At 68.1% G+C, this 25,833-nt stretch carries 23 protein-coding genes; 13 read left to right on the top strand and 10 right to left on the bottom strand.

Annotated elements, in window-relative coordinates; genetic code table 11:
* Positions 1-249 precede the first annotated feature (249 nt).
* The 4 genes from ettA (at position 250) to ACG00X_RS12985 (ending at position 4,847) form a co-directional block, all read left to right on the top strand.
* Positions 250-1,914: an energy-dependent translational throttle protein EttA gene (ettA, locus tag ACG00X_RS13000; RefSeq protein ID WP_394488607.1), complete on the top strand. Its 1,665-nt coding sequence runs from the start codon at positions 250-252 to the stop codon at positions 1,912-1,914.
* A gap of 178 nt (positions 1,915-2,092) precedes the next feature.
* Positions 2,093-2,581: a Spy/CpxP family protein refolding chaperone gene (locus ACG00X_RS12995; protein ID WP_394488606.1), complete on the top strand. Its 489-nt coding sequence runs from the start codon at positions 2,093-2,095 to the stop codon at positions 2,579-2,581.
* A gap of 90 nt (positions 2,582-2,671) precedes the next feature.
* Positions 2,672-3,388 (top strand): response regulator, encoded by a 717-nt coding sequence (locus ACG00X_RS12990; RefSeq protein WP_394488605.1) that lies wholly within the window; start codon positions 2,672-2,674, stop codon positions 3,386-3,388.
* 10 nt (positions 3,389-3,398) lie between these two features.
* Positions 3,399-4,847, top strand: coding sequence for a HAMP domain-containing sensor histidine kinase (locus tag ACG00X_RS12985; protein ID WP_394488604.1), 1,449 nt, complete (start codon positions 3,399-3,401; stop codon positions 4,845-4,847).
* Here the strand turns inward: ACG00X_RS12985 and ACG00X_RS12980 are convergent.
* From ACG00X_RS12980 to trpS, 3 genes are read right to left on the bottom strand one after another with little or no spacing between them, the layout of a single operon-like run.
* Complete coding sequence (locus ACG00X_RS12980) at positions 4,804-6,228, bottom strand: MATE family efflux transporter (RefSeq protein WP_394488603.1); 1,425 nt, start codon at positions 6,226-6,228, stop codon at positions 4,804-4,806. The genes ACG00X_RS12985 and ACG00X_RS12980 overlap by 44 nt on opposite strands.
* Positions 6,225-6,629 carry a DUF3717 domain-containing protein gene (locus ACG00X_RS12975; protein ID WP_394488602.1) on the bottom strand — a complete coding sequence of 135 codons (405 nt, stop codon included), beginning with the start codon at positions 6,627-6,629 and terminating at the stop codon, positions 6,225-6,227. The genes ACG00X_RS12980 and ACG00X_RS12975 overlap by 4 nt, the downstream gene beginning before the upstream one ends.
* Positions 6,626-7,648, bottom strand: coding sequence for a tryptophan--tRNA ligase (trpS, locus tag ACG00X_RS12970; protein WP_394488601.1), 1,023 nt, complete (start codon positions 7,646-7,648; stop codon positions 6,626-6,628). The genes ACG00X_RS12975 and trpS overlap by 4 nt, the downstream gene beginning before the upstream one ends.
* A 133-nt stretch (positions 7,649-7,781) precedes the next feature.
* On the opposite strand from trpS, the gene purN reads away from it, so the two are divergent.
* Complete coding sequence (gene purN, locus ACG00X_RS12965) at positions 7,782-8,414, top strand: phosphoribosylglycinamide formyltransferase (protein ID WP_394488600.1); 633 nt, start codon at positions 7,782-7,784, stop codon at positions 8,412-8,414.
* Here the strand turns inward: purN and ACG00X_RS12960 are convergent.
* Positions 8,407-9,051 carry a DUF1345 domain-containing protein gene (locus tag ACG00X_RS12960; RefSeq protein ID WP_394488599.1) on the bottom strand — a complete coding sequence of 215 codons (645 nt, stop codon included), beginning with the start codon at positions 9,049-9,051 and terminating at the stop codon, positions 8,407-8,409. The two genes, purN and ACG00X_RS12960, sit on opposite strands and share 8 nt — an antisense overlap.
* A 35-nt stretch (positions 9,052-9,086) precedes the next feature.
* On the opposite strand from ACG00X_RS12960, the gene ACG00X_RS12955 reads away from it, so the two are divergent.
* The 3 genes from ACG00X_RS12955 to ACG00X_RS12945 all read left to right on the top strand — a co-directional run bounded on the left by ACG00X_RS12955 (position 9,087) and on the right by ACG00X_RS12945 (position 12,291).
* On the top strand, positions 9,087-10,349 hold the full coding sequence (locus ACG00X_RS12955; protein WP_394488598.1) for an RsmB/NOP family class I SAM-dependent RNA methyltransferase: 1,263 nt from the start codon (positions 9,087-9,089) through the stop codon (positions 10,347-10,349).
* 132 nt (positions 10,350-10,481) lie between these two features.
* Positions 10,482-11,693 carry a DesA family fatty acid desaturase gene (locus ACG00X_RS12950; protein ID WP_394488597.1) on the top strand — a complete coding sequence of 404 codons (1,212 nt, stop codon included), beginning with the start codon at positions 10,482-10,484 and terminating at the stop codon, positions 11,691-11,693.
* Positions 11,694-11,793: 100 nt separating this feature from the next.
* Complete coding sequence (locus ACG00X_RS12945) at positions 11,794-12,291, top strand: DUF3016 domain-containing protein (RefSeq protein WP_394488596.1); 498 nt, start codon at positions 11,794-11,796, stop codon at positions 12,289-12,291.
* Positions 12,292-12,402: 111 nt separating this feature from the next.
* Here the strand turns inward: ACG00X_RS12945 and rpmG are convergent, their stop codons facing one another.
* From rpmG to trxB, 3 genes are all read right to left on the bottom strand, one after another.
* Positions 12,403-12,573: a 50S ribosomal protein L33 gene (rpmG, locus tag ACG00X_RS12940; protein WP_025564431.1), complete on the bottom strand. Its 171-nt coding sequence runs from the start codon at positions 12,571-12,573 to the stop codon at positions 12,403-12,405.
* Positions 12,574-12,610: 37 nt separating this feature from the next.
* Positions 12,611-12,844, bottom strand: coding sequence for a 50S ribosomal protein L28 (gene rpmB, locus ACG00X_RS12935; protein WP_025564080.1), 234 nt, complete (start codon positions 12,842-12,844; stop codon positions 12,611-12,613).
* A 175-nt stretch (positions 12,845-13,019) separates the two neighbouring features.
* Positions 13,020-13,979 (bottom strand): thioredoxin-disulfide reductase, encoded by a 960-nt coding sequence (gene trxB, locus ACG00X_RS12930; RefSeq protein ID WP_394488595.1) that lies wholly within the window; start codon positions 13,977-13,979, stop codon positions 13,020-13,022.
* Positions 13,980-14,140: 161 nt separating this feature from the next.
* On the opposite strand from trxB, the gene ACG00X_RS12925 reads away from it, so the two are divergent.
* From ACG00X_RS12925 to ACG00X_RS12910, 4 genes are read left to right on the top strand one after another with little or no spacing between them, the layout of a single operon-like run.
* On the top strand, positions 14,141-14,809 hold the full coding sequence (locus ACG00X_RS12925; protein ID WP_394406723.1) for a Crp/Fnr family transcriptional regulator: 669 nt from the start codon (positions 14,141-14,143) through the stop codon (positions 14,807-14,809).
* Positions 14,810-14,825: 16 nt separating this feature from the next.
* Complete coding sequence (locus tag ACG00X_RS12920) at positions 14,826-17,216, top strand: DNA translocase FtsK (protein WP_394488594.1); 2,391 nt, start codon at positions 14,826-14,828, stop codon at positions 17,214-17,216.
* Positions 17,217-17,224: 8 nt separating this feature from the next.
* Positions 17,225-17,833: an outer membrane lipoprotein periplasmic chaperone LolA gene (lolA, locus tag ACG00X_RS12915; protein ID WP_394488593.1), complete on the top strand. Its 609-nt coding sequence runs from the start codon at positions 17,225-17,227 to the stop codon at positions 17,831-17,833.
* Entirely contained in the window at positions 17,830-19,167 is a 1,338-nt protein-coding gene (locus tag ACG00X_RS12910) for a replication-associated recombination protein A (protein WP_394488592.1), read from the top strand. Before lolA ends, ACG00X_RS12910 begins: the two co-directional genes overlap by 4 nt.
* 3 nt (positions 19,168-19,170) lie before the next feature.
* Here ACG00X_RS12910 and ACG00X_RS12905 read toward each other — a convergent pair whose 3' ends face one another.
* The gene (locus ACG00X_RS12905; RefSeq protein ID WP_394488591.1) at positions 19,171-21,114 is read right to left on the bottom strand and encodes a cadherin-like beta sandwich domain-containing protein; all 1,944 of its coding nucleotides are present in this window, start codon (positions 21,112-21,114) and stop codon (positions 19,171-19,173) included.
* A 164-nt stretch (positions 21,115-21,278) separates the two neighbouring features.
* Here ACG00X_RS12905 and ACG00X_RS12900 point away from each other — a divergent pair, with 164 nt between their 5' ends.
* On the top strand, positions 21,279-22,220 hold the full coding sequence (locus tag ACG00X_RS12900; protein ID WP_394488590.1) for an amino acid ABC transporter substrate-binding protein: 942 nt from the start codon (positions 21,279-21,281) through the stop codon (positions 22,218-22,220).
* Between the two features lie 211 nt (positions 22,221-22,431).
* On the opposite strand, the gene ACG00X_RS12895 is transcribed toward ACG00X_RS12900, so the two are convergent.
* Positions 22,432-23,772, bottom strand: coding sequence for a sigma-54-dependent transcriptional regulator (locus ACG00X_RS12895; RefSeq protein WP_394488589.1), 1,341 nt, complete (start codon positions 23,770-23,772; stop codon positions 22,432-22,434).
* On the bottom strand, positions 23,765-25,648 hold the full coding sequence (locus ACG00X_RS12890) for a sensor histidine kinase (protein WP_394488588.1): 1,884 nt from the start codon (positions 25,646-25,648) through the stop codon (positions 23,765-23,767). The genes ACG00X_RS12895 and ACG00X_RS12890 overlap by 8 nt, the downstream gene beginning before the upstream one ends.
* Positions 25,649-25,833: the final 185 nt, after the last annotated feature.

The following is a 25,833-nucleotide window of genomic DNA, read 5'->3' as shown; positions in this document are numbered from 1 at the left end:
GCCGCGTGCGGGGCTCTAAGAAATGAAAACGCCGCGCAGGACTGAAATGCGCGGCGTGGATGCATTCTAGCGAGGTCGGCCCGAGGCGATCCGCAAGCCGTCGAATCGCCCGGTTGGCATTGCGGCGACAATAGCGGCATCGCAGGCCCGCCCCGTCGGGCCTGCCGCTATTTCAGCCCCCCAGGATCTGCCCTCAGCCGTGCATGGCCGAGGCATCCGCCCTCATTTCATTCGATCGGAGACCCAGGCATGGCCCAGTACGTCTTTTCGATGAACCGTGTCAACAAGACGGTTCCCCCCAAGCGCCACATCCTCAAGGACATCTCGCTGTCCTTCTTCCCCGGCGCCAAGATCGGCGTGCTGGGCCTGAACGGCTCCGGCAAGTCCACGCTGCTGAAGATCATGGCCGGCGTCGACAAGGAAATCGAGGGCGAAGCCGTGCCCATGCCCGGCATCAAGATCGGCTACCTGGAGCAGGAGCCCAAGCTGGACCCCGACCAGACCGTGCGTGAAGCGGTGGAAGAGGGCATCGGCGGCGTGCTGGCCGCGAAGAAGCGCCTGGACGAGGTGTACGCCGCCTACGCCGAGCCGGACGCCGACTTCGACAAGCTGGCCGCCGAGCAGGGCGAGCTGGAGGCCATCATCGCCGCCGCCGGTTCCGAGAACACCGATCTGCAGCTGGAACTGGCCGCCGACGCGCTGAACCTGCCGCCGTGGGATGCCGTCATCGGCGTGCTGTCGGGCGGTGAGAAGCGCCGCGTGGCGCTGTGCCGCCTGCTGCTGTCCAAGCCCGACATGCTGCTGCTGGACGAACCCACCAACCACTTGGACGCCGAATCCGTCGAGTGGCTGGAGCAGTTCCTGCAGCGCTTCCCCGGCACCGTCGTGGCCATCACCCACGATCGCTACTTCCTCGACAACGCCGCTGAGTGGATTCTCGAACTCGACCGCGGCCACGGCATTCCGTGGAAGGGCAACTACTCCGACTGGCTGGACCAGAAGGAACGCCGCCTGGAGCAGGAGCAGAAGAGCGAAGACGCGCGCGCCAAGGCGATGAAGGAAGAACTGAAGTGGGTGCGCTCCAATGCCAAGGGCCGCCAGGCCAAGAGCAAGGCGCGTCTGGCCCGCTTCGAGGAGCTGAGCGACGTCGAATACCAGAAGCGCAACGAGACCAACGAGATCTTCATCCCCGTGGCGGACCGCCTGGGCAATGAAGTCATCGAGTTCGAAGGCGTCTCCAAGAGCTTCGGCGACCGCGTGCTGATCGATAACCTGTCGTTCAAGGTGCCGGCCGGCGCCATCGTCGGCATCATCGGCCCCAACGGCGCGGGTAAGTCCACGCTGTTCCGCATGATCCAGGGCGTGGAGCAGCCCGATTCGGGCACCGTCAAGATCGGCAAGACCGCCAAGCTGGCTTTCGTGGACCAGAGCCGCGCCAGCCTCGACGGCAGCAAGACCGTGTGGGAAGACGTCTCCGGCGGTCTCGACAACATCGTCGTCGGCAAGTTCGTCATGCCCAGCCGTGCGTATCTGGGCCGCTTTAACTTCAAGGGCAATGACCAGCAGAAGCTGGTGGGCTCGCTGTCCGGCGGTGAGCGCGGTCGCCTGCACCTGGCCAAGACGCTGGCCCAGGGCGGCAACGTGCTGATGCTGGACGAACCGTCCAACGACCTCGACGTCGAAACGCTGCGCGCGCTGGAAGAAGCCTTGCTGGAGTTTGCCGGCTCGGCCATGGTCATCAGCCACGACCGCTGGTTCCTGGACCGCATCTGCACGCACATCCTGGCCTGCGAGGGCGACTCGCAGTGGTTCTTCTTCGACGGCAACTTCCACGAGTACGAGGCCGACAAGAAGAAGCGCCTGGGCGAGGAAGGCGCGCGCCCGAAGCGCATGCGCTTCAAGCCCATCAAGTAAACGCCACCAGAGCGCGCCGGCGCCTCTCGGGTGCGGGTTTTCCACGGGAATGCCCGCACCTGGTCACGCCTGGAAATCAGCGTTTTTGGGTTTTCACAGTTCTTTACGCCGCCACCAAAGATCCCATACAGGGGGCTTGGAAGATGCCTTCACTGACGCTTCTTCCAGGAGACCTTTGATGAAGACCTTCCAGCTCCAGACCCTGCTGCGCACCGGCGCCGTGGTCGCTGCCCTGGCCCTCGGTGGCGTGGCGGCTCACGCACAACCCGGCCCCGGTCGTCATGGTGGCCCGCACGGTGGCCCGCCGCCCGCCGGCCTGTTCGGTGGCCACCTGGACCACGCACTGGATCTCGTCAGTGCGACGGATGCTCAGCGCAGCCAGATCGACGCGATCTTCAAGGCCGCGCATGAAGACCTGAAGGGCCAGCGCGAAGCCGGCCGCAAGCTGCACGAACAGCTCGCGACGCTCTTCACGGCGAACAACATCGACGCCGCTGCCATCGAGTCGGTGCGGTCGCAGATCAGCGCGCAGCAAGAGGCCGCCTCCAAGCGCATGACCCAGGCGAGCATCGATGCTGCCCGCGTGCTCACCCCCGAGCAGCGTGCCAAGATCGCTGAGGTCGCCAAGAAGCGCCAGGCTCGTGCCGCCGCGCACCGCCCGGGTTGATTGGTCTGCCGGAGGAGTTCTGCGATGCTAGAGCCCCGATCCTCCGGCGCCGACGCGCGCCGGTCCCCGTTCACTTCGCTGGCTCCCGTGATGAGTGCTCGACTGCTGTTGATTGACGACGACGCCCGCCTGACCGGCATGGTGGGCGACTATCTGCGCGCTGCTGGCTTCGAGGTCAGCACCGCGGGCAACCTCGCGCAGGCGCGCGAGGCGCTCGCCCATGGCCGCTTCGAGCTGCTGGTGCTGGACCTGATGCTGCCGGACGGTGACGGGCTGGATTTCTGCCGCTCGCTGCGTGGTGACCCGCGCTGGCGCCACCAGCCGGTGCTGATGCTGTCGGCCCGTGGCGAGCCGATGGACCGCATCCTCGGGCTGGAGCTGGGTGCCGACGACTACCTCGGCAAGCCCTTCGAGCCGCGCGAATTGCAGGCCCGCATCAAGGCTTTGCTGCGCCGGCTGGAGCCCAAGCTCGACGGCGACGAGGTGCTGCGCTTCGGCCGGCTGGAGATCGACCTCGCGGCCCGTGTGGCGCGCCTGGACGGCAAGATCTGCGACCTGACCAGCCACCAGTTCGACCTGCTCGTCGTGCTGGCGCAGAGCCCGGGCCGCGTGCTGAGCCGTGACCAGATCATGGACGCGCTCAAGGGCCATCCGCTGGAGGCCTTCGATCGCTCCATCGACGTGCACATCTCGCGCATCCGCGCCGTCATCGAGGACGATGCCAAGAATCCGCGCCGCGTGTTGACCGTGCGCGGGGCGGGCTACGTGTTCGCCCGCAAGCAGGACGCTGACGCCGACGCCGCATGAAGTGCCCGGCTTGAAAACCCTCTACGTCCGCATCTACCTGACGCTGGTGGCGCTGTTGCTGGCGTTTGCCTTTGGTTCGGCCTGGCTGTTCCAGCGCCACATCGAGCAGGAGCGGGGCAATGCCGAGCAGTCGGCCGGCGAGCGGCTGAACGCGCTGGCCGCATTGCTCAAGCTGGCCCTGCCGCCGGTCACCTCACCACGCAAGGCGCAGGCCGAGGCCTTCGAGGATTGGGGTGGGCGCTTGCGCATGCCGGTGGCCCTGGAGGGGCCGGACGGCAAGCTCATCGCGACGACGCCGCTGTTCCTGCGGCGTGTCGATGACCCCGGCAGCGTGGTCGTCAGTGCTCCCCTGGGCGACGGCCGCAGCCTGGAGACGGTGCGCAGCATGCGCCCACCCAACGCGCCCCAAGGGCCGGGGGCGTCGGCGGCCGGCCAGGACGGGCGCCCGCCGTTTGGCCGCGGCGAGGGGCCGGTGTCGGTGCCGCTGGCCGCACCGGCGTCCGAACTTCGCCCGCGCCAGGAGGATGGCCCGTGGAATGGCCCCTGGCTGCACCGCCCGGTGTCGCCCGGCGCGCCGGCGGTGTCGACGTTGGCCATCGTCATGTTGCTGCTGTTCGTCGGCGTGGCCGCCGGGGCCTACCCGGTCGTGCGGCGGCTGACGCGGCGTCTGGAGGCGCTCAAGCGCGGCGTGGAGAAGTTCGGTGCTGGCCAGTTGCATCACCGCGTCGATGACAGTGGGCGGGATGAGGTGGCAGCGGTGGCGACGAGTTTCAACCAGGCGGCCGAGCGCATCGAGACCTTGCTGCGCTCGCATCAGACCTTGCTGGCCAATGCCAGCCACGAACTCCGGTCGCCATTGGCGCGGCTGAAGATGGCTTTCGCGATGCTGGAAGACGCAGCGCCCGCGCAACGTGAGCGGCTGGGGCGCGAGATCGACGTGAACATCGGCGAACTGGACGCTCTTGTCGAGGAAGTTCTGCTGGCGAGCCGGCTGGAGGCGGGCAGCTCCGTTGGCGAGACCCACCCGGTCGAGCTGCTGGCGCTGGGTGCCGAGGAGGCTGCCCATGCCGGGGTCAACTTCGAGCCGGAGACCGACCACGCGCGGGTCGACGGGCAGGAGCGTCTGCTGCGCCGCGCGCTGCGCAACCTGCTGGACAACGCACGGCGCTATGGTGGCCCCGAGGTGGGGCTGTCCCTGCAGACGGTGCCGGGCGGCTTCGAGTTCGTCGTGGCCGACCGTGGCCCCGGCGTGCCGGAGGAGCTTCGTGAGCGGATCTTCGAGCCCTTCTACCGCCTGCCCGGCCATGCCGAGATTGCGGGTGGCGTGGGCCTGGGGCTCAGCCTCGTCAAGCAGATCGCCGAGCGGCACGGTGGCAACGTGCGCTGCCTGCCGCGCGATGGCGGCGGCAGCCGTTTCATCCTCTTCCTGCCTGCGGCGCATCCTGCCGGTTCTCGTTGAAGACCTGCCGCAGCAGCAGGCTCAACAGCAGCGCGGCGGTCAGCAGCCCGGCGGTGGCGGCCTGCCAAAAGCCCTCGGCCCCACCCGCGTGAGGGCCGAAGGCCAGCGCATAGCCACCGCCGATGCCCACGCCCCATAGCGCGACGACATAGATGACCATGGGCAGCGTGGCCACCTGGTAGGCGCGCAGCACATAGGCGGCGACGGTCTGCAAGGCGTCGCCGAGGTGGAAGAACCACACCCAGACCAGCAGCGGCAGTGCCGCAGCAGTGGCCTCGGGGTTGTCGGTGTAGAGCGCGACGATGGGTTCGCGCGCCAGCGCGACGATGGCGCCGAGCCCGGCTGCCACCAGCGAGGCCAGCGTCATCGCGTGCCGGCCCGTGATGCGGGCTTCGCGCTTCTGCCCCGCACCCAGGTGCTGCGCGACCAGCGTGCCGGCCGCGGTGCCCAGTGCCAGGGCCGTCATGAACATCATCGCGACGAGATTGACGGCGATCTGGTGGCCGGCCACGGGTGTCGCCCCCAGCCGCGCGATGAAGAAGGCCATGAAGGTGAAGCCCGTCACCTCCACGAGGATGGAGCCACCCATCGGCAGGCCCAGCTTCACGAGCTGGCGCAGATCGGGCAGCTGCGGCCGGGTGCGCCACAGGTGCGGGATGCTGAAGGGCTGGTAGAAGGTGTCGTGCCGCAGCAGCCATTGCGCGGCCAGCAGTTGGGCCGTCATCGCGATGGCGGTGGCAAAGCCGCAGCCCGCCACACCGAGCGACGGGATGGGCCCCCAGCCGAACACCAGCAGCACGGTCAGCGGCACCTTGGCGGCCAGGCCGGTCAGCTGCATGGCCATGACGGCCTTGGGTCGGCTCACGGCGGTCGAGAACCCACGGAACGCGGCGAACAGCAGCGCGGCCGGCAATGCCAGCGCTTCGGCCTGGGTGTAGGCGCGCACCTTGGCGGCCTGTGTCGCGTCGAGCTTGGCGAGCCAGATGAAGGGCTCGGGGAAGCACAGCACCGCCAGACCCGGCACGCACAGCAGCAGTGCCAGCCATTGCGCCTGCACGAAGGTCTGGCCGGAGCCGGGCAGGTCGCCGGCGCCGAACTGGCGGCCGGCGATGGGCCCGACCGCGAGCACGATGCCCATGAGCCCCACGAACACGGAGACGTAGGCGGCGGCGCCCACGGCGAGCGCGGCCAGATCCTGGGCGCCGACGCGGCCCATCACCAGTGTGTCCACGGTGCTGAACATCATGACGGCGAGCTGGCCGACGAGGACCGGCCAGGCCTGCGGGAGCAGTCGCCGCACGCTGTCGACAAAGCGGATGCGCGGCGCACCGGCCTCGCGGGCGGTGGATGCGGCGGTAACGCCGTGGTCGGCCGGCGTCATCGGCCGGCTCGTTCCGCGTAGCGGTTGAAGCGCCAGGCGGTGCCGTCCTGTGTGATGCGGTGCCAGACGAGGCGTTTCTCGAACGGGTCCAGGCTGGGCCAGTGCTGCACTTCGTCGAAGCTGCGGCCACAGCCCTTGCAGACGGGGTCGCCCTGGGCCGTGGAGCAGATGGCGATGCAGGGCGAGTCCGCGGTCGTCGAGTACCAGGCGAACCAGGCGTCCAGCGCGTCGTCGTTCAGCACGGCAGCGTCCAGCTCGGTGGCGTGAGACCAGGCGAACTGCGCGTAAGCCTCGGCGAGCGCACGAACTTCCTGCGCGGCGGTGATGCCGTCCGGCGAGGGGGTGCGCTCGCGCCACCAGTTGATGGCGGCCTCGATGTCCGTGACGTGCAGGCGGCTCAAGCGACCAGCCCCATCACATCGCGTACTTCGCGCAGCGTCTTGCGGGCGACGGCGCGGGCGCGCTCGGTGCCGAGCTCCAGCGTCCACTTCACCTGCTGCGGGTCCAGCGCTGCGGCGCGCTCGCGCCACGGGGCCTGTTCGCGCTGGATGGCCTCGATGAGCGGCTGCTTGCAGTCGAGGCAGCCGATGCTCGCCGTGCGGCAGCCGGTCTCGCAGGCGGCCCGGGTGGCGGTGTCGCTGTAGATCTGGTGTAGCGGCCAGACGGGGCAGCGGGCCGGCTCGCCAGCGTCGGTGCGGCGCACACGCTGCGGATCGGTGGGCATGGTGCGGATCTTGGCGGCCGTGGCCTCGGGTGCATCGCGCATCGCGATGGCGTTGTCCAGGCTCTTGCTCATCTTCTGACCGTCCAGGCCGGGCACGCGGGCGGTTTCGGTCAGCAGTGCCTGGGGTTCGACGAAGACCGGCGACTCGGCGGCGTACAGACGGTTGAAGCGCCGCGCGACCTCGCGTGTGACTTCCACATGCGCGGCCTGGTCTTCGCCCACGGGCACGCCGGCGGGCTTGTACATGAGGATGTCGGCGGCCTGCAGCAGCGGATAGCCGAGAAAGCCGTAGCTGGCGAGCTCGGGGTCGGCGGCGATCTGCTCCTTGTAGCTCGGCATGCGCGCCAGCCAGCTCGACGGCGTGCACATGGCCAGCAGCGTGAACAGCTCGGCGTGCTCGGGCATGCGGCTTTGCAGGAAGAGCGTGCAGCGCTCGGGGTCGACGCCGGCGGCCAGCCAGTCGGTGACCATCTCGTAGACGTGGTGGCTCAGCGTCTCGCCACTGGGGCGCTGCGTGGTCAGGGCATGCCAGTCGGCGACGAAGAAGAAGCAGTCGTGGCTGTGCTGCAGGCTTACCCAGTTCTTGAGGGCGCCGTGGAAGTGGCCGAGGTGCAGTGCGCCGGTGGGGCGCATGCCGGAGAGCACGCGCGGGCGTGTGAGGACGGGTGTCGACATGGGGCGCGGATTGTCGTTCATGGCCCTTGTCCTGCCGGTCGTCAGGGACGGCCGGCCTACACTGCCGCCCCATGACACATGACCCCCACGCGCCCACGCTTCATGTGGCCACCGCCTCCCGAGAGAGCGTTTTTCATCTTGGGGCGGCGCGGCGATGAAGCGACTGGTGATTCTGATTTCGGGGCGGGGCTCCAACATGGAGGCCATCGTCAAGGCCTGCAGCGCTGAAGGCTGGCCCGCCGAAGTGGCGGCCGTCATCAGCAACCGGCCCGACGCGGCCGGCCTGGCCTTTGCGGCGCAGCATGGCATCGCCACCGCGGTCGTCGATCACAAGGCGTTCGACAGCCGCGAGGCGTTCGATGCGGCGCTGGCGCAGGCCATCGACGGCTTCGCGCCGGACCTGGTCGTGCTCGCGGGCTTCATGCGCATCCTCACGCCGGGCTTCACGGCCCGCTATGCGCGCCGCATGCTCAACATCCATCCGTCGCTGCTGCCGGCCTTCACGGGGCTGCACACGCACGAGCGTGCGATCGAGATGGGCTGCAAGCTGGCCGGTGTGACGGTGCACTTCGTGACGGCCGAGCTCGACCATGGCGCCATCGTCATGCAGGCCGCCGTGCCGGTGCTGCCGGGCGACGACGCCAAGGCGCTCGGGGCTCGTGTGCTGGGCGCGGAGCACCGCATCTATCCGCAGTCGGTGCGCTGGTTCGTCGAAGGCGCGCTGGTGTGGGAGGGCGAGGTCGTGCGCCACCGCGACGGGGCGCCGCAGCAACTGTTCGTCAGCTGAGCAAGCCGGCGAGGATGTTGATCGACAGGGCCAGCACGCCCGTATTGAACACGAAGGACAGCAGCGCCTGCAGCAGCACGAGGCGGCGCATGGGGCGCGAGCTCACGGTGATGTCGGAGGTCTGCGACGTGGCGGCCACCGTCATCGAGAAGTACAGGAAGTCGCCGTAGTCGGGCGGCCCGTCGTCGCCGGGGAACTCCAGGCCGTGCGCCTTCTGGCCGCGGCGGTGGTAGAGGCTGGCGTAGGCCAGGCCGAACTCAACCGGCAACAGCAGCCAGGAGCCCGCCACCGTGGCCAGCGCGAGCGCGACGTAGCGGGTGTCGTGCGACTGCTTGGCGGCCTGCAACTCCAGCGTGATGGCGGCCATGCTCGCCAGTGCCCCGAGCACGGCCAGCAACAGCATGGCGGGAATGCCTTCGGCCAGGTCGCGCGCCCGCTGCTGCACGTCGATGCGGTCGCCGCGCCCGAGCATCATCCACAGCACCAGCGGCAGGTAGATCCAGATCACCAGGTTCCAGCCCAGCAGCGCGCGGGTGACGACGGACAGCGGGCCGGGCCAGGCGCTGGCCATCGCGATGCCCACGAGCAGGGCGGTCAGCAGCCGGGGGCGCAGGCGCAACTGCGTCAGCAGATTCATGCGAGGCGGGCGGAGGGCCTTGGGATAATGCGGCGATGCATCCTAATGCCCTGCTGGAGCTCTGCGCGGAACTGGTGTCCGCCGTCAACAAGCTCGACGCGCCCGCCGACGCCACCGTTTCGGCCTTCTTCCGTCAACACAAGAACCTCGGCCAGCGCGAACGCGCCAGCCTGGCCGAAACCGTCTATGCGCTGCTGCGTGAACGGCTGAAGTTCCAGAACCTGGCCCAGAGCGGCAGCGGCCCGATGCCGCGGCGCCTGGCCATCCTCGCCTGGCGCGGCAGCGACAGCTTCCTCGGCGCCGCGCTCAGCCCGGTGGAGAAGCAGTGGCTGGCGCAGGTGCAGGCGATCTCGCCGGACAGCCTGCAGCCCCGGCTGCGCCACAACCTGCCCGACTGGCTGGCCGAGTCGCTGTTGGCGAAGCTGGGCGAGCAGGAGTTCTGGCAGCTCGCGGCGGCGCTGAACGAGCCGGCGCCGCTGGACCTGCGCGTCAACACCCTCAAGCTCAAGCGCGAGGAGGCGCAGGCGCAGCTGACGGCGGCGGGTATCGACGCGGCGCCCACGCCGTACTCGCCGATCGGCCTGCGCATCGAGGGCAAGCCGGCGCTGAACAAGCTCGAGCTGTTCACCCAGGGCGGCGTCGAGGTGCAGGACGAAGGCAGCCAGTTGCTGGCCCTGCTGCTCGCGCCCAAGCGCGGCGAGATGGTGGTCGACTTCTGCGCCGGCGCCGGTGGCAAGACGCTGGCGCTGGGTGCGGCCATGCGCAACACCGGGCGGCTCTATGCCTTTGATGTGTCGGGCCACCGGCTCGACGCCCTCAAGCCGCGGCTGGCGCGCAGCGGGCTGTCCAACGTCTACCCGGCGCAGATCGCGCATGAGCGGGACGACCGCATCAAGCGTCTGGCCGGCAAGATCGACCGGGTGCTGGTGGACGCGCCGTGCTCGGGTCTCGGCACGCTGCGGCGCAACCCGGACCTGAAATGGCGCCAGTCGCCGCAGGCCGTGGCCGAGCTGCAGGCCAAGCAGCGCGCCATCCTGGCGAGTGCGGCGCGCCTGGTGAAGCCGGGCGGGCGGCTGGTCTATGCGACCTGCAGCCTGCTGGACGCCGAGAACGAGGTCATCGCCGATGAGTTCTGCGCCGCGCACCCGGCTTTCAAGCGCCTGGATGCCGCCGATGCGCTCGCCAAGGCTCAGGTGAGCGGGGCCGACGGCCTCGTCGACAACGGCGCGCTGCGGCTGTGGCCGCACCGGCACGCGACGGACGGCTTCTTCGCCGTGGCCTGGGAACGGGCGGATTGATCCGCATCAAGGAACCGCGTCGCATCACACGTGCTTGCACGTTGGCGCGCGGCCATGTCCCTTGTTTTTGGGGGCGCGCCCCTACAATTGAAGTTCCTTTGCATGCCCCTTCGAGGGCGAGGTCCTGGACGCATGAACGACTTTCTCAACGCGCTGTTGAACTGGCTCTCTGACGGGCTGGTCGGCTTCAGCGCCTGGCAATTGGTGATCTACACGCTGATCGTGACTCACATCACGATCGCTTCGGTCACGATCTTCCTGCATCGCTCACAGGCTCACCGCGCGCTGGACCTGGGGCCCATCCCGTCGCACTTCTTCCGCTTCTGGCTGTGGATGACGACCGGCATGGTCACCCGCGAGTGGGTGGCCATCCATCGCAAGCACCACGCCAAGTGCGAAACCGAGGAAGACCCGCACAGCCCGCAAACGCGCGGCCTGAAGAAGGTCATGGCCGAGGGCGCCGAGCTCTATCGCGCCGAGGCCAAGAACGCCGAGACCATTGCCAAGTACAGCCACGGCACGCCGAATGACTGGGTGGAGCGCAATGTCTATCTGAAGCACAGCGCGAAGGGCATTCTGTTGATGCTCATCATCAACGTCACGCTGTTCGGCGCCATCGGCGCCACGATCTGGGCCATCCAGATGGCCTGGATCCCGTTCTGGGCGGCGGGCGTCGTCAACGGCATTGGCCACTACTGGGGTTATCGCAATTTCGAGGCGCCCGATGCCTCGACCAACCTGGTCCCCTGGACCTTGATCATTGGTGGCGAAGAGCTGCACAACAACCACCACACCTACCCGACGTCGGCGAAGTTCTCCGTCAAGCCCTACGAGTTCGACATCGGCTGGGTCTATATCCGTGGCCTGGAGATGCTGGGCTGGGCCAAGGTGCGCAAGACCGCGCCCCGCCTGAGCCTGGGCGAGATCAAGCCGGCCGATGCCCGAACGCTGGAAGCGCTGATCGCCAACCGCTACGAAGTCATGGCCAGCTATGCCCGTGACCTGAAGGCGGCCTGTTCTGCTGAGCTGGAAAAGATCAAGGCCGAGGGTGGCCGTCACACGGAGCGTTTTGCCCAGTTCAAGCTGGCGGCCCGTTGGTTGCATCGCGACGAGGAGCGCATTCCCGCTGGCCTGCAGGGCGAGCTGGCCAATGCGCGCGCCGCCAGCCCGGTGATCGACAAGCTGGTGACGATGCGCGAAGAGCTGCGTCAGCTGTGGACGCGTACCAACGTGTCCGCCGAGCAGCTGGTGGTTGACCTGCAGGGTTGGTGCCGCCGTGCGGAAGAGAGCGGCATTGCCGAGCTCCGCGCGTTCTCGATGCGGCTGCGCTCGGCTCACGCCTGAGCGGCAATCCGTTTCCCGGAGTAAAGGGCGCCCCTGTCGGGCGCTTTTTTACGTCTGGCCTAAACTTTGTCTACGCCGTCTTTCATTCAGGAGGCATGCCATGAAATACCGCTGGATCGCCCTGGGCCTGTTGGCCGCCATGGGTGCTGCGCACGCTGACGTGCAGGTGAGCTTCATCAAGCCGGAGACCTTTGTCGATATCAAGGACAACAGCGGTTTTCGCGATGAAGACGTGCTGAAGGACATCGAAAAGCACCTGGTGGGTCAGGCGCAGAAATATCTGCCTGGCAAGGATGTGCGCATCGAGGTGACGGATGTCGATCTTGCGGGGCAGGTGGAGCCGCTCGGCCGCAGCACGACTTGGGTGCGCGTGATGCGCACCGTGACGCTGCCGTCGATCTGGTTGAACTACGAAGTGCGCGAGGAGGGCAAGGTGGTGCGGCAGGGCAAGGCCGTGCTGGGCGACATGAACTACCAGAGTGGCTTCAACAACTACTTCAGCTCCGACACGCTGCGCTACGAGAAGCGCATGATCGACCAGTGGTTTGGAAGTGAATTCCGGACTGACACCGCGTCGGCGTCGCCAGCGTCACACTGAAGGCTTGCTGGCCGGCGTTTTTGCTGGGCCGGAAAGTAAAAACCCGCCTGCGTTGCGCGAGGCGGGTTTTTGTTGGCTGATTGCCCATGGCGGCGTGTGCCGCCTGGCGCATCACTTCAGCTTGATTTCCTTGTACAGCACGTGCTTGCGTGCCTTGGGATCGAACTTCATGAATTCCAGCTTTTCGGGCGTGGTCTTCTTGTTCTTGTTCGTCGTGTAGAAGTGGCCGGTGCCCGCGGTGGACTCCAGCTTGATCTTTTCGCGGCCGCCTTTGGATGCCATGGTCGTGTTCCTTCAGTAGGTCAGTGAACGGCGCGCTTTACAGCTCGCCCTTGGCACGCAGGTCGGCGACGACCTGGTCGATGCCGACCTTGTCGATCAGACGCAGAGCGGCGTTCGTGATGCGCAGGCGCACCCAGCGGTTTTCGGATTCCACCCAGAAACGGCGGTATTGCAGGTTCGGCAGGAACCGGCGCTTGGTTTTGTTGTTGGCGTGGGAAACATTGTTCCCGACCATGGGCTTCTTGCCCGTGACTTGACAGACGCGTGCCATGACGCTTCTCCACTCTGACGTTTGACCAGCCGCCCAAAACGATTCGGGCAGCCCTTTGACCGCTTATGCCTGCTAAATCCGGCCATCAAACGACGGCCCGATGCGGTCCATCCGGCAGGCAAGCCCGCGAGTATAGCGGTAATTGCGCGGCGTTGAAAGCCGCGCCGCCGATTGCTCAGCCGTGCTCCTGCTCCAGGAAGCGCTGTGCGTCGAGCGCGGCCATGCAGCCCGTGCCGGCGCTGGTGATGGCTTGGCGGTACACATGGTCCTGCACGTCGCCGGCTGCAAAGACGCCGGGCACGCTGGTCATCGTGGCGAAGCCGTTCAGGCCGCTGCGGGTGACGATGTAGCCATCCTTGGTCTCGATCTGACCCAGGAAGATCTCGGTGTTGGGCTGGTGGCCGATGGCGATGAAGCAGCCATGCACGGGGATGTCGACCTTGCTGCCATCCTGCACATTGACCGTGCGAACGCCATTGACGCCCGCTTCATTGCCCAGCACCTCGTCGAGCTGCTGGAAGAGGTGCAGCTCGATCTTGCCGGCGGCGACCTTCTCCATGAGCTTGTCGATCAGGATGGGCTCCGCGCGGAACTTGTCGCGGCGGTGGATGAGGTGCACCTTGTTGGCGATGTTGGACAAGTACAGCGCTTCTTCGACGGCAGTGTTGCCGCCGCCGACGACGCACACTTCCTGGCCGCGGTAGAAGAAGCCGTCACACGTGGCGCAGGCGCTGACGCCGCGGCCCATGAACGATTGCTCGGACTCCAGGCCCAGGTACTTGGCCGACGCGCCGGTGGCGATGATCAGCGCATCGCAGGTGTAGGTGCCGCTGTCGCCGAACAGCGTGAAGGGGCGCTTGGAGAAATCGACCTTGTTGATGTGGTCGAACACGATCTGCGTGTTGAAGCGCTCGGCATGCTCCTGGAAGCGCTGCATCAGTTCCGGACCCTGCACGCCCATCACGTCTGCGGGCCAGTTGTCGACCTCGGTCGTGGTCATGAGCTGCCCCCCTTGCGCCATGCCCGTCAGCAGCGTCGGCTTGAGGTTGGCGCGAGCGGCGTAGATGGCGGCGGTGTAGCCGGCAGGGCCGGACCCGAGGATGAGCAGGCCGTGGTGTTGGGTGTTGGCAGTCATGGTGGGCAAATTGAGGAGGGTGCGGCGTATCGCAAGGCCCTTTTAGGGGTGAAATCCAGGCTTAACTGGGGTAGCGAGGCCCGCCGCGTGTGCACAATGCACGTGATTCTAGGCAGGCGCATTTATGAGTTGGCCTGTGGGCTCAAACCTGGAGACTTCATATGGCGATGATTTCCAACCTCGATCTGATCCGCCGGGTTCCGTTGTTTTCGATGTTGACCACCGATCAGGCCCAGTCGATTGCAGATAGCGTCGTCAAGCGGCGATTCAAGCGTGGTGAGCTGATCGTCGAGCAGGGCACAAAATCCAACGCCCTTTTCATTCTGTTAAACGGTCGTGCCCGCGTGCTGACGGCCGACCAGCGCGGCCGGGAGGTCATCCTGGCTGTCCTGCAGTCGGGGGATTACGTCGGCGAGATGAGCCTGATCGACAACGAGCCGCATTCGGCCACTGTGCGGGCGGAAGTGCAGACCGACATGCTGGTGCTGGGGCGGCTGGAGTTCGCCCGCTGCCTTCCCGAGAGCAGCAGCCTGTCTTACGGCATCTTGCGTGGCCTCGTCGCGCGCCTGCGCAACGCCGACCGGCAGATCGAGTCGCTGGCGCTGCTGGATGTCTATGGCCGCGTGGCACGCACGCTGCTGGACATGGCCGAGGACGAAAAAGGCATCAAGATCATCCGCGGCAAGGTGTCGCGCCAGGACATGGCCAAGGTCGTGGGGGCCTCACGCGAGATGGTCAGCCGTGTCATGAAGGACCTCGAGGAGCGCGGCGTCATCGAAACGCTTGAGAACGGTTCGGTGGTCATCAAGGAACGCCTGACCCACGATTGACGGCGACAATGCGGGGATGAGTTTTCCCCTCGGTTCCCTGCTTGGCGGCGACGAGCCCGCTGGCGAACCCGCCGCGCCCGCCAAGCCTTCGCGCCGCCAGGCGCCCAAGCGCGATGTGCCCCCGCCGTCTGCGGCCTCGCGGCTGCTGCGCACGCCGCTGTGGCTGGCGCTGACGGCCTTGCTGCTGGCTCTGCTCGTGCTGGCCATGGCCACGCATGACCTGCGGGACCCGGCCTTCAGCACCAGCGGGCAGCGCGCCATCGCCGGCAATCGCGTGGGCAGCATCGGCGCCTGCGTCTCGGACGGGCTGCTCTTCATGTTCGGATTCTCGGCCTGGTGGTTGCCGCTGCTGGCGCTGCGCGGCTGGCTGCGCAGCCTGGCCGGGCTGTTGCGCCACGACGTGGCACCCGCGCCGCGCTGGAGCCAGCGGGCGCGTTGGTGGCTGGGCGTCGTGCTGCTGCTTTGCGCCAGCTGCGCGCTGGAATGGAGCCGGCTGTACGCCGTCGAGCCCCACCTGCCCAACCATGCGGGCGGCATGCTGGGTTACATGCTGGGGCCGCTGGGCATGAAAGGCCTGGGCTTTGCCGGCTCAGGCGTCGTCTGGATCGTGCTGCTGCTGACCGGCATGTCGTGGGCGCTGCGTTTCTCGTGGGGCCATCTGGCCGAGCGCATCGGCGAGCGCATCGAGCACCTGCGCGAGCAGTACCTCGAGCAGCGCGAGATCAAGGCCGATCAGAAGGCCGGTCAGCGGGCGCTGAAGGAGCGCGAGCAGGAGGTGGAGGTCGAGCGCGAGGCCGAGCGCCAGTTCGAGCGAGACCTGGGCATCGAGGACGTGCCGCTCGTCATCGAGCCGCCCATCGTGGAGGTGCCGCAGTCCACGCGTGTGGCCAAGGAGCGCCAGCAGACGCTGTTCGTCGACGCGGGCGATGCCAAGCTGCCGCAGGTGGACCTGCTGGACGCCGCACCTGCACGCCAGGAGACGGTGACACCCGAGTCGCTGGAGATGACCAGCCGCCTCATCGAGAAGAAGCTGCGCGACTTCGGCGTGGAAGTGCATGTCGTCGCGGCGTCGCCCGGGCCGGTCATCACCCGCTACGAGATCGAGCCGGCCACCGGCGTGAAGGGCTCGCAGATCGTCGGCCTGGCCAAGGACCTGGCCCGCTCGCTGAGCTTGGTGTCCATCCGCGTCGTCGAGACCATTCCCGGCAAGAACTACATGGCGCTGGAGCTGCCCAACGCGCGCCGGCAGACCATCCGGCTGTCCGAGATCCTCGGCTCGCAGGTCTATGCTGACGCCGCCTCCCAGCTGACCATGGGTCTGGGCAAGGACATCGTCGGCGCGCCCATCGTGGCCGACCTGGCCAAGATGCCGCACTGCCTCGTGGCCGGTACGACGGGCTCGGGCAAGTCGGTGGGTATCAACGCGATGATCCTCAGCCTGCTCTACAAGGCCGAGGCCCGCGACGTGCGGCTCATCCTCATCGACCCCAAGATGCTGGAAATGAGCGTGTACGAGGGTATCCCGCACCTGCTCGCGCCCGTCGTCACCGACATGAAGCAGGCCGGCAACGCGCTGAACTGGTGCGTTGGCGAGATGGAGCGGCGCTACAAATACATGTCCAAGCTGGGCGTGCGCAACCTGGCCGGCTACAACAAGAAGATCGACGAAGCCAAGGCCCAGGGCCAGAGCATCCCCAATCCCTTCAGCCTGACGCCGGAAGAGCCCGAGCCGCTGGAGCGCCTGCCGTTCATCGTCGTCGTCATCGACGAGCTGGCGGACCTGATGATGGTGGTGGGCAAGAAGATCGAGGAGTTGATCGCCCGCCTGGCGCAGAAGGCGCGCGCGGCCGGCATCCACCTGATTTTGGCCACGCAGCGGCCGTCCGTGGACGTCATCACGGGCCTCATCAAGGCCAACATCCCGACGCGTCTGTCCTTCCAGGTCAGCTCCAAGATCGACAGCCGCACCATCCTCGACCAGATGGGTGCCGAGGCGCTGCTGGGCATGGGCGACATGCTCTACATGCCCTCGGGCACGGGTTTGCCCATCCGCGTGCACGGCGCCTTTGTCAGCGACGACGAGGTGCACCGCGTGGTGGAGTACATCAAGTCGCAGGGCGAGCCCAACTACATCGAAGGAATCCTCGAAGGCGGCGTGCTCGACGGTGTCGACGGCGAGGCGCCGGCGCCGGGCGAATCCAGCGGTGAACAAGATCCCATGTACGACCAGGCCGTCGCCATCGTCCTACAGCATCGCAAGGCGTCGATCTCGCTGGTGCAGCGCCATCTGCGCATAGGCTACAACCGCGCCGCGCGGCTGCTGGAGCAGATGGAGAAATCCGGCCTCGTCGGCGCGCTGGCCACCAACGGCAGCCGCGAACTGATCATTCCCAAGCGGGACGAGTGACGAGACCCATGAAGCAATTTCTCCTTTCCCTGTCGCTGCTGGCGGCAGCCACCGCCGTTCAGGCCGATGCGGTCGACGCGCTGCGCGACTTCGCGCGCGATGTGAAGACCGGCAAGGCCGGCTTCACGCAGACGGTGACCTCGCCCGACGGCAAGCGCAAGAAGGTGTCGTCCGGTACCTTCGAGTTCGAGCGGCCCAACCGTTTCCGCTTTGCCTACGCCAAGCCCTTCGAGCAGGTCATCGTCGCGGACGGGGCCAAGGTCTGGATCTACGACGCCGACCTCAACCAGGCCAGCTCGCGCAAGCTGGCCGATGCCCTCGGTGCCACGCCCGCCGCGCTGCTGGCCGGCACCAACCTCGAGCGCGATTTCACGCTGAAGGCGCTGACGAGCGAGGGTGGGCTGGACTGGGTGCAGGCGGTGCCGAAGCAGGCCGAGTCGACGATCCAGTCGCTCAAGCTGGGCTTCCGCGAGAAAGGCCTGGCGGCGATGGAAATCGTCGACGGCTTCGGCCAGCGCTCACGGCTGGATTTCAGCGCCGTGCAGGCCAACGTGCCGCTCGCGGCCGAGCGCTTCCAGTTCAAGCTGCCGGCTGGCGCGGACCTCATCGAGCAGTGAGTTCGCTGTTCGACGACGACCCGCTGCCGCAGCCGACGGCCGCTCCGTCGGCGCCGCAGGCGGGCATCCCGCTGGCCGAGCGGCTGCGGCCGCGCACGCTGGACGACGTCATCGGCCAGCGCCATCTGCTGGGCCCTGGCATGCCGCTGCGCGTGGCCTTCGACGCCGGCCGCCTGCACAGCATGATCCTGTGGGGCCCGCCGGGCGTGGGCAAGACGACGCTGGCTCGCCTGATGGCGGGCGCCTTCGACGCGCAGTTCATCGCCATCTCGGCCGTGCTGGGCGGCGTGAAGGAGATCCGCGAGGCGGTGGAGCGCGCGCAGGTTGCCGCGGCGCAGGGCCGGCGCACGGTCGTGTTCGTCGACGAGGTGCATCGCTTCAACAAGTCGCAGCAGGACGCCTTCCTGCCGCACGTGGAGGCGGGCTTGTTCACCTTCATCGGCGCGACGACGGAGAACCCCAGCTTCGAGGTCAACTCGGCGCTGCTGTCACGCGCCACGGTGCAGGTGCTCAAGAGCCTGGACGCCGAGGAACTGGGCCAGCTCATCGCCCGCGGCGCCGCCGAACTGGGCGTGCCCGAGCCCACGCCCGAAGCCGCGCAGCGCCTCATCGGCTATGCGGATGGCGACGCGCGCCGGCTGCTCAATGCCTTCGACACGTCCGCCTCGCTGGCCCAGGGCGCGCAGATCGACGAGGCGCTGCTGGAGCGTGCGCTTGGCGAGCAGTTGCGCCGCTATGACAAGGGCGGCGACCAGTTCTACGACGTCATCTCCGCGCTGCACAAGTCGATCCGCGGCAGCAACCCCGACGGCGCGCTGTACTGGTTCGCGCGCATGCTGGATGGCGGCGTTGACGCCCGCTACATCTCGCGCCGCTTGATCCGCATGGCCAGCGAAGACATCGGTCTGGCTGACCCGCGAGCCTTGCGCATGACGCTGGACGCCGCCGAGGCCTACGAGCGACTCGGCTCCCCCGAGGGCGAACTCGCGCTGGCCCAGGCCGTCGTCTACCTCGCCGTGGCGGCCAAGAGCAATGCCGTCTACAACGCGTTCAACTCAGTCCGGGCGTTCATCAAGCAGGACACCTCCCGCCCCGTGCCCGTGCACCTGCGCAACGCGCCGACCCAGCTGATGAAGGAGTTGGGCTACGGCCGCGCCTACCGCTATGCGCATGACGAGCCGAACGCCTACGCGGCCGGCGAGCAATACCTGCCAGACGGCCTGGAAGGCCAGGGCTGGTATGAGCCAGTGCCGCGCGGCATGGAGGCCAAGATCGCCGAGAAGCTGGCCTGGCTGCGCCAGCTCGACGACGAGGCTGGCGCATCCGGCACCTGAACGTCAGGCGATGGTCACCTGCAGTTCGGCGGTGTAGCCGCTGGTCGCGTCGCCGCTGATGGCGGCCATTTGGTAGGTGGTGCCGTCGCTGAACACGTTGTCGGCGGCGAAGCTGGTGACCGAGTTGTTCTGCCCCTTGGTGTAGAGCGACGTGTTGTAGACGGCCTGTGTCGTGGCTTGCGGGAAAGCCAGTTGCGACGTGGCCGTGGCTGTCACGCTCAGGTTGTTGTTCAGGTAGACCTGGAAGTGCACGTGCGTGATGCGCCCGGCGTACCAGCCCGGGTAGATGGTCGTGAACGTGGCGAGGCCGTTGCTGTCCGTCACCTGGATGCCGCGCAGATACGTCAGCCCCGCCTGGCCGGCGTTGTTGGACACGCTGTAGCCCGAGTACAGCCCGTCCTTGTCGCAGTGCCAGATGTAGACGGCGGCGCCGGCCACGGGCGTGCAGCCATTGCTCAGGTCCAGGATGGTCAGCTTGACGGTCAGCGGCACGCCGGTCTTGCCCTCGCGGATGTCGCTGCGCACCATGGCCGTGTTGGACAGGATGGCCAGCAGCGGGTAGGGGCCTTGGGTTTCGGTGGGCGTCAGCGTGCAGGTGCCGACGCTGGCGCGTGTGGCCAGCAGCGTGTAGGTGCGCGTGGTCACGCCGTCCTCCGCGGTCACCACGACGGAGATGGTCGACGTGCTGCCCGCCGACAACGCCACCGACGCCGACGCGCCGCCGCTGGCCACCGTGCTGCCGTTGACCTTCACGGTCGCGGCGCTGTTGGCGGTCGTGGGCGTCACGGTGACGGACGTGACCGTGTTGGCCAGCGAGGCCGTGTAGCTGGTCGTCGCGGCGGCAAAGGCGGGCGAGAGGCTGCCAGACGACAGCGTCAGGGCGCTCAGGCTGGCGTCGCTGGAGACCGTGGCTGCGGCCCGTGTGACGGTCAGCGTCGTCGTGCGGGTGGTCGAGCGGTCCTGCGCCGTGACGACGATGGTGATGCTGTTGCTGCCCACGGCGAGCGCGATGGCCCCCGAGCTGCTGCCGTTGGCCACGGCCGCGCCGTTGACCGTGATCGTGGATGCCGCGACGGTGGCAGTGGGCGTGATGGTCAGCGAGGCCACGCCGTTCGCGACGGACGCGGCGTAGCTGCCGGTGCCCGACGCGAAGCTGGGCGTCAGCGTGCCGGCCGACAGCATCAGCCCGCTCAAGGTCGCGTCGCTGGACACCGAGGCCGCCGCGCGCGTGACGGCCACCGTGTAGCTGCGCGTGGTGCTGCCGTCCTGCGCGGTGACGACGATGCTGATCGTCGTCGTGCCCACCGCCAGTGCCAGCGCACTGCTCGCTGCACCGCTGGCCACCGTCACGCCGCCGACTGTCACCGTCGCGGACGCGCTGCTCGTCGTGGCGGTCAGCGTGAGGCTGCTGACGCTGTTGGCCACGTCGGCCGTGTACGACAGCGTGCCCGCCGCGAAGCTCGGCGACAGGCTGCCGGCCGACAGCGCGAGCGCGGCCAGCGAGGCGTCCGACGAGGCCGCCGCCGCCGCGCGGGTGACGACGACGGTGTAGGTGCGGCTGGTGCTGCCATCCGCGGCCGTGACCACCAGCGACACGGTGTTGCCGCCGACGTTCAGCGGCAGTGCACTGCTGCTCCCGCCGCTGGCGACGACGCTGCCGTTCACACGGATGGTGGCGCCGGTGTCGGAGGCCGTGGGCGTGACCGTCAGCGCAGTCGTGGAGTTGGGCACGGCCGCCACATAGACCAGGGTGTCACTCGCGAAGGCCGGCGACAGGCTGCCGCTGGACAGGCTCAAGCCCAGCAGCAGCGCATTGCTGCTCTTGCTGCCGGACGACGCGTTGCTGCCTCCGCCGCAGGCCTGCAGCGTCAGCGCGCCCAGCATGCTGAGAGCGCCCAGGGCCTGGCGGCGGGCAGGGCGGGGCGTCGAAGGGGCGTTGGTGGTCATGCGGCGCAAACCTTGGAGTTGTGGGGGGCGCCAGCTTCGCGCGGCCGTTTGTCATCGGCGTATGCCCTCTGTGTCAGCGTCGACACAGAGTAACGAGGCGTGCCGGGCGGTGCCCGTTCTGACGCGCGTGGACAATGCCGCGCTTTCGGCCTGGGTGAGACCCGATGACTTGGCGCGACGTGAGGGTGACGACATGGCGGTGGCTGCGTGGCCTGCTGGCCGGCGCGGTGGCGGGTGCTGCCGTCTTGGCCGCCCACGCGGCCGATGGACCGACGCTCACGCGCGTGCGCGATACCGGCGTCATCGTCATCGGCTACCGGCCGGCCTCGCTGCCGTTCTCGTATCTCGATGCGCAGCTGCGCCCCACCGGCTACACCGTGGAGCTGTGCGACCGCATCGTTGCCGCCGTGCGCCAGAAGCTGCAGTTGCCGGCGCTGGAGGTGCGCCGCGTCGAGGTGGCGTCGGCCACGCGCATGCCGCTGGTCATCAACGGCACGCTGGACCTGGAATGCGGCATCACGACGAACACGGCGGAGCGGGCGCGCCAGCAGGCTTTCTCCCTGACCATCTTCGTGGCGGAAACCCGGCTCATGACGCGGGCCGCCGAGCCTGCGGTGCAGGCGCTGGCCGACCTGCGCGGCCAGCCCGTGGCGTCGACGATCGGCACCACCAGCATCCAGCATCTCGCCAAGGTCAACGAGCAGCAGGCGCTGGACATCCGCATCCTCGGCGGCGTTGACGACCCGGAAGGCTTTCAGCTGCTGCGCAGTGGCCGGGCCTCGGCCTTCCTGATGGACGACGTGCTGCTGCGCGCCTTCCTGGCTCAGCTGGGCCCAGGGGCCGACGACTACCGCATCTCGGACACCGCGCTGACCGTGGAGCCCTATGCCATCGGCCTGCGCCGGGGAGACCCACAGTTCAAGGCGCTGGTGGATGGCGTGCTGGCCGGGCTCTATCGCAGCGGCGAGATCCACGCGATCTACCGCCGCTGGTTCGAGCAGCCGCTGCCGTCGCAGGGGCTCAATCTCCGCCTGCCCATGAGCGCGGCATTCCGACGCGTCATTGCCAGTCCGACGGATTCGTCGGACCCGGAGCGTTATCGCTAGATCGACGCCAAAAGCCGAAGTAGATCCTCACGCATTGCATGAGGGTCATCACGGCACACCAGACATACAGCGGCCATGCCGCGGATTCAGAGATGGCCATCAAGAGAGCCGCGCCGCTAACCACGTAAAGCGCGGTTTCGTACAGAAAGCTGACGATTGCGGTGTCGAACGGATCGCTGCGCTTCTCTGAACGGAACTTCATGTGCTGACTCTAGCGAAAGTCATCCAGCTGAATGCCGTGCCGGTGCAGCTTGTCATACAGCGTCTTGCGCGGCGTGCCCAGCAGCTCCATGGCGGCGGCGATCTTGCCGTGGCAGCGCCGCAGCGCCTGCTCGATCAGCGTCTTCTCGACGAGGTCCATCTGCCGGGCCAGGTTCAATGAAGGCGCCGCCTCAAGCGCGGCCTGCGGGTCCAGGTCGTCCAGCGCCAGCACGAAACGGTCGGCGGCGTTGCGGATCTCGCGCACGTTGCCGGGCCAGTCGTGGGCCATCAGCTCGCGCAGCTTCTCCGGCGTCAGCTCGGGCGACGCGCGCTCGTAGCGCACGCAGGCCTGTGCGACGAAGTGCTCGAACAGCAGCGGGATGTCTTCGCGGCGCTCGCGCAGCGGCGGCAGTGTGAGCGTGGCGATGTTCAGGCGGTAGTAGAGGTCGCTGCGGAACTCGCCCTTGGCCGACTGCTCCTTCAGGTCGAACTTGCTCGCGGCGATGAAGCGCAGGTTCACGGGCACCTCGTCGTTGGAGCCCAGGCGCTCGACACGGCGCTCCTGCAGCACGCGCAGCAGCTTGATCTGCAGCGTGATGGGCATGGTCTCGATCTCGTCGAGCAGCAGCGTGCCGCCGTTGGCGTGTTCGATCTTGCCGATGCGCCGCTTGGCCGCGCTCGTGAACGAACCGGGCTCATGGCCGAACAGCTCGCTCTCGAAGAGCGCCTCGGGCAGGCCGCCGCAATTGATGGCGACGAAGTGGCGGTCGCGGCGCGGGCTCTGGTCGTGCAGGCAGCGCGCGACGAGTTCCTTGCCGGTGCCCGTCTCGCCGACGATGAGCACATCGGCCGAGGTGCCGGCGAGGTTCAGCACCTGGCGGCGCAGCTGCTGCATGGCCGGCGACTGGCCCAGCAGCGCGGCTTCGATGCCGCTGGCGCTGTGCAGCTGCGCGCGCAGCTCGTCGGCCGAGTGGCGCAGCGTGCGCAGGTCCAGCGCGCGGCGGGCGACGTCCACGAGACGCTCCGGCGCGAAGGGCTTTTCGATGAAGTCGTAGGCGCCCGCTCGCATGGCCTGCACGGCCATCGCCACGTCGCCGTGGGCGGTGATCAACACCGTCGGGATGCTGGAGTCGGTTGCCTGCACATGGGCCAGCAGCGCGCGGCCATCCATGCCCGGCAGCCGCACGTCGGTGATCAGCACCACCGGCGCGCCGGGCTGCAGATGCGGCAGGGCTTCCTCCGCGCTGCGGCAGGGCACGACGGCCAGGCCCTCCAGCTCCAGCGTCTGCGTGAGGCTCACGCGCACCGCCAGGTCGTCCTCGACGAACACGACCTTGTAGCCTTCAAACATCGTCAGACTCCCGTGCGGCTTCCCAGGTTTCGACGGCAAGGTCGAACTCGAAACTCATGCCTTGCGGCAGGCGCTCGGCGCGCAGTGTGCCGCCAAACTCGCGCACGATCTTGGCGGAGATGACCAGCCCCAGGCCCAGCCCTTCGCCGGCTGGCTTGGTGGTGAAGAAGGGTTCGAACAGATGGGCGAGGTCGGCGTCGGTCATGCCGCCGCCGCTGTCCTGCACCTGCACGAGCACACGCCGCCCGCCGTCGAGTGCGGTGGCCCGCACACGCAACTCGCGCAGTGGCCCGGGCTGCGGCGTGCCCTGTGCGTCCAGCGCATCCATGGCGTTCCCCAGCAGATTCACGAGCACCTGCTCCAGCCGGTTTGCCTCGGCGCGCACGCGCAGGTCGGCGGGTACGTCGACGTCGGCCTGCAGGCCCAATGCACGCGTGCGGTGTTCCAGCAGCAGCAGCGCGTTGCGCACGCTGGCCAGCAGCGGGATGTCGCCGGCCAGCTGCTCGTCGGCGCGGCGCGCGAAGCTCTTGAGCTGGCGGGTGATGCGGCCCATGCGCTCCACCATGTCGTCCATCAGCTGCAGGTTGGTGGCGACTGCGTCGTGCCGGCCGCCTTCGAGCAGCCGCACGGAATTGCGCGCGAGGGCGCGCAGCGCCGTCAGTGGCTGGTTGACCTCGTGTGACAGGCCGGCCGACATCTGCCCCAGCACCGCGAGCTTGCTGGCCTGCAGCAGTTCGCCTTCGGTCTGCAGGCGCTGGGCGATCTGGGTCTTCAGCGCTTCGTTCGTGTGGCGCAGCTCGGCGGTGCGGCTGTCCACCAGCTGCTCCAGCCGGGCGTGGGTCTGGCGCAGGTCAGCCTGGGCCTGCGTGAGCTGGCGCAGCGCGCGCCGCCGTGAAGACAGGTGCAGCACCAGCAGGCCGATGCTGGCGCCGAAGGCCGCGCCACCCCAGGCCGCGAGCTGGGCGCGCTGGCGCACCTCGCTGAGGTCCGACAGCGCCACGAGCTTGAGCCCCAGCGGCACCAGCTGGAACTGCTGCGCCAGCATCGGTTGCGTGGAGCGCGCGCCGGGCAGGGGGAGCTGCACCTGCTGGCCCTGGTGCACCTCCAGCGAGGCCGGCAGGGCGAGGTCGGGGCCGATGGGCTGGGGGTAGCGGGCGCTGGCCTGTAGGGCCTGGCGACGCGAGGGGTCGGCATGGCCCAGCGCGGCGTACTTCCAGGCCTGCACCGAACTCATGATGACGACGTCCTGGTCATCGGCGCAGAGGATGCGCTCGCCCTGCGATCGCAGGCCCAGGTCGACCCAGGTGGCCTCCAGCGGCGCGAGGTTGAAGCGCACGACGATGACGGCCGCTGCCGCGCCCGGCTGTGGCAGCGCGTGCAACAGGTAGAAGTCGGTGCTGCCGGTCGTCGGGTCGGCCGCGAAGAAGTGGGTGCGGCCCTGGGCCATCGCCTCGTTGAGCCGGGCCGGCGGGGTCAATGCCTCGCTGGCGGACAACACCTGGCCCCGTGCATCGGCGACGAAGATCTGCTGCGTGCCGGCTCGCACGTTGACGCGCGCGAGCGTCTGGCTCGCGGCGCGGCGCCGCTCGGCGTCCTGCGGCGCCAGCATCAGCGCCTGCAGCGTCGGGTCGATGGCCAGCAGGCTGGGCAGCGACGCATGGCGGCCCAGTTCGGCGGCGAGGTTGGCGGCGTACAGGCCCAGCCGCTCGGTGCTCAGCGCAGACAGCTCGTCGCGACCGGCGCGTTCACTCAAGCGGTGCGCGAGCACGAAGCCGAGCACCATCAGCAGGCCGGTCAGGAACAGATGGAAGCCGGGGCGGCTCAGCGGCCGCAGCAGGCGCAGCACGCGAGGGCGAAAGGAGTCGGGCACGGGCATGGCGAAACGGCCTCGTAGTGTGCCCATCGCCAGCGCGGCGCGGCCGTCTGCGCGAGGGTTTTTTGCGGGCTGGCGAAGAACCGCCCGCCGCGCGTGCGGTTTGTGCGGATTTCCGCTCAGTCGTCGCGCGTGGAAACTCGTGCCATCCGGCCCGGACGCGCTGCGTGGGATGGATCAAACGCCGG

Origin of the sequence: Pelomonas nitida (assembly GCF_043555975.1) — a bacterium.
In the GTDB taxonomy this organism is placed as follows: domain Bacteria; phylum Pseudomonadota; class Gammaproteobacteria; order Burkholderiales; family Burkholderiaceae_C; genus Pelomonas; species Pelomonas nitida.
Note: the sequence above shows the minus strand (reverse complement) of the source record. Positions and strands in the feature narration are given on the sequence as shown.

Bases quoted from the DNA above. Each gene is read 5' to 3' on its own strand.
- ACG00X_RS12925 (WP_394406723.1), top strand. From the start codon at position 14,141: ATGGCGATGATTTCCAACCTCGATCTGATCCGCCGGGTTCCGTTGTTT.
- ACG00X_RS12980 (WP_394488603.1), bottom strand. From the start codon at position 6,228: ATGACGCCGGCCGACCACGGCGTTACCGCCGCATCCACCGCCCGCGAG.
- rpmG (WP_025564431.1), bottom strand. From the start codon at position 12,573: ATGGCATCCAAAGGCGGCCGCGAAAAGATCAAGCTGGAGTCCACCGCG.
- rpmB (WP_025564080.1), bottom strand. From the start codon at position 12,844: ATGGCACGCGTCTGTCAAGTCACGGGCAAGAAGCCCATGGTCGGGAAC.
- ACG00X_RS12900 (WP_394488590.1), top strand. From the start codon at position 21,279: ATGACTTGGCGCGACGTGAGGGTGACGACATGGCGGTGGCTGCGTGGC.
- ACG00X_RS12920 (WP_394488594.1), top strand. From the start codon at position 14,826: ATGAGTTTTCCCCTCGGTTCCCTGCTTGGCGGCGACGAGCCCGCTGGC.
- ACG00X_RS12955 (WP_394488598.1), top strand. From the start codon at position 9,087: ATGCATCCTAATGCCCTGCTGGAGCTCTGCGCGGAACTGGTGTCCGCC.
- ettA (WP_394488607.1), top strand. From the start codon at position 250: ATGGCCCAGTACGTCTTTTCGATGAACCGTGTCAACAAGACGGTTCCC.
- ACG00X_RS12960 (WP_394488599.1), bottom strand. From the start codon at position 9,051: ATGAATCTGCTGACGCAGTTGCGCCTGCGCCCCCGGCTGCTGACCGCC.
- ACG00X_RS12945 (WP_394488596.1), top strand. From the start codon at position 11,794: ATGAAATACCGCTGGATCGCCCTGGGCCTGTTGGCCGCCATGGGTGCT.
- ACG00X_RS12895 (WP_394488589.1), bottom strand. From the start codon at position 23,772: ATGTTTGAAGGCTACAAGGTCGTGTTCGTCGAGGACGACCTGGCGGTG.
- ACG00X_RS12905 (WP_394488591.1), bottom strand. From the start codon at position 21,114: ATGACCACCAACGCCCCTTCGACGCCCCGCCCTGCCCGCCGCCAGGCC.
- ACG00X_RS12950 (WP_394488597.1), top strand. From the start codon at position 10,482: ATGAACGACTTTCTCAACGCGCTGTTGAACTGGCTCTCTGACGGGCTG.
- trpS (WP_394488601.1), bottom strand. From the start codon at position 7,648: ATGAACGACAATCCGCGCCCCATGTCGACACCCGTCCTCACACGCCCG.
- purN (WP_394488600.1), top strand. From the start codon at position 7,782: ATGAAGCGACTGGTGATTCTGATTTCGGGGCGGGGCTCCAACATGGAG.
- trxB (WP_394488595.1), bottom strand. From the start codon at position 13,979: ATGACTGCCAACACCCAACACCACGGCCTGCTCATCCTCGGGTCCGGC.
- ACG00X_RS12995 (WP_394488606.1), top strand. From the start codon at position 2,093: ATGAAGACCTTCCAGCTCCAGACCCTGCTGCGCACCGGCGCCGTGGTC.
- lolA (WP_394488593.1), top strand. From the start codon at position 17,225: ATGAAGCAATTTCTCCTTTCCCTGTCGCTGCTGGCGGCAGCCACCGCC.
- ACG00X_RS12890 (WP_394488588.1), bottom strand. From the start codon at position 25,648: ATGCCCGTGCCCGACTCCTTTCGCCCTCGCGTGCTGCGCCTGCTGCGG.
- ACG00X_RS12990 (WP_394488605.1), top strand. From the start codon at position 2,672: ATGAGTGCTCGACTGCTGTTGATTGACGACGACGCCCGCCTGACCGGC.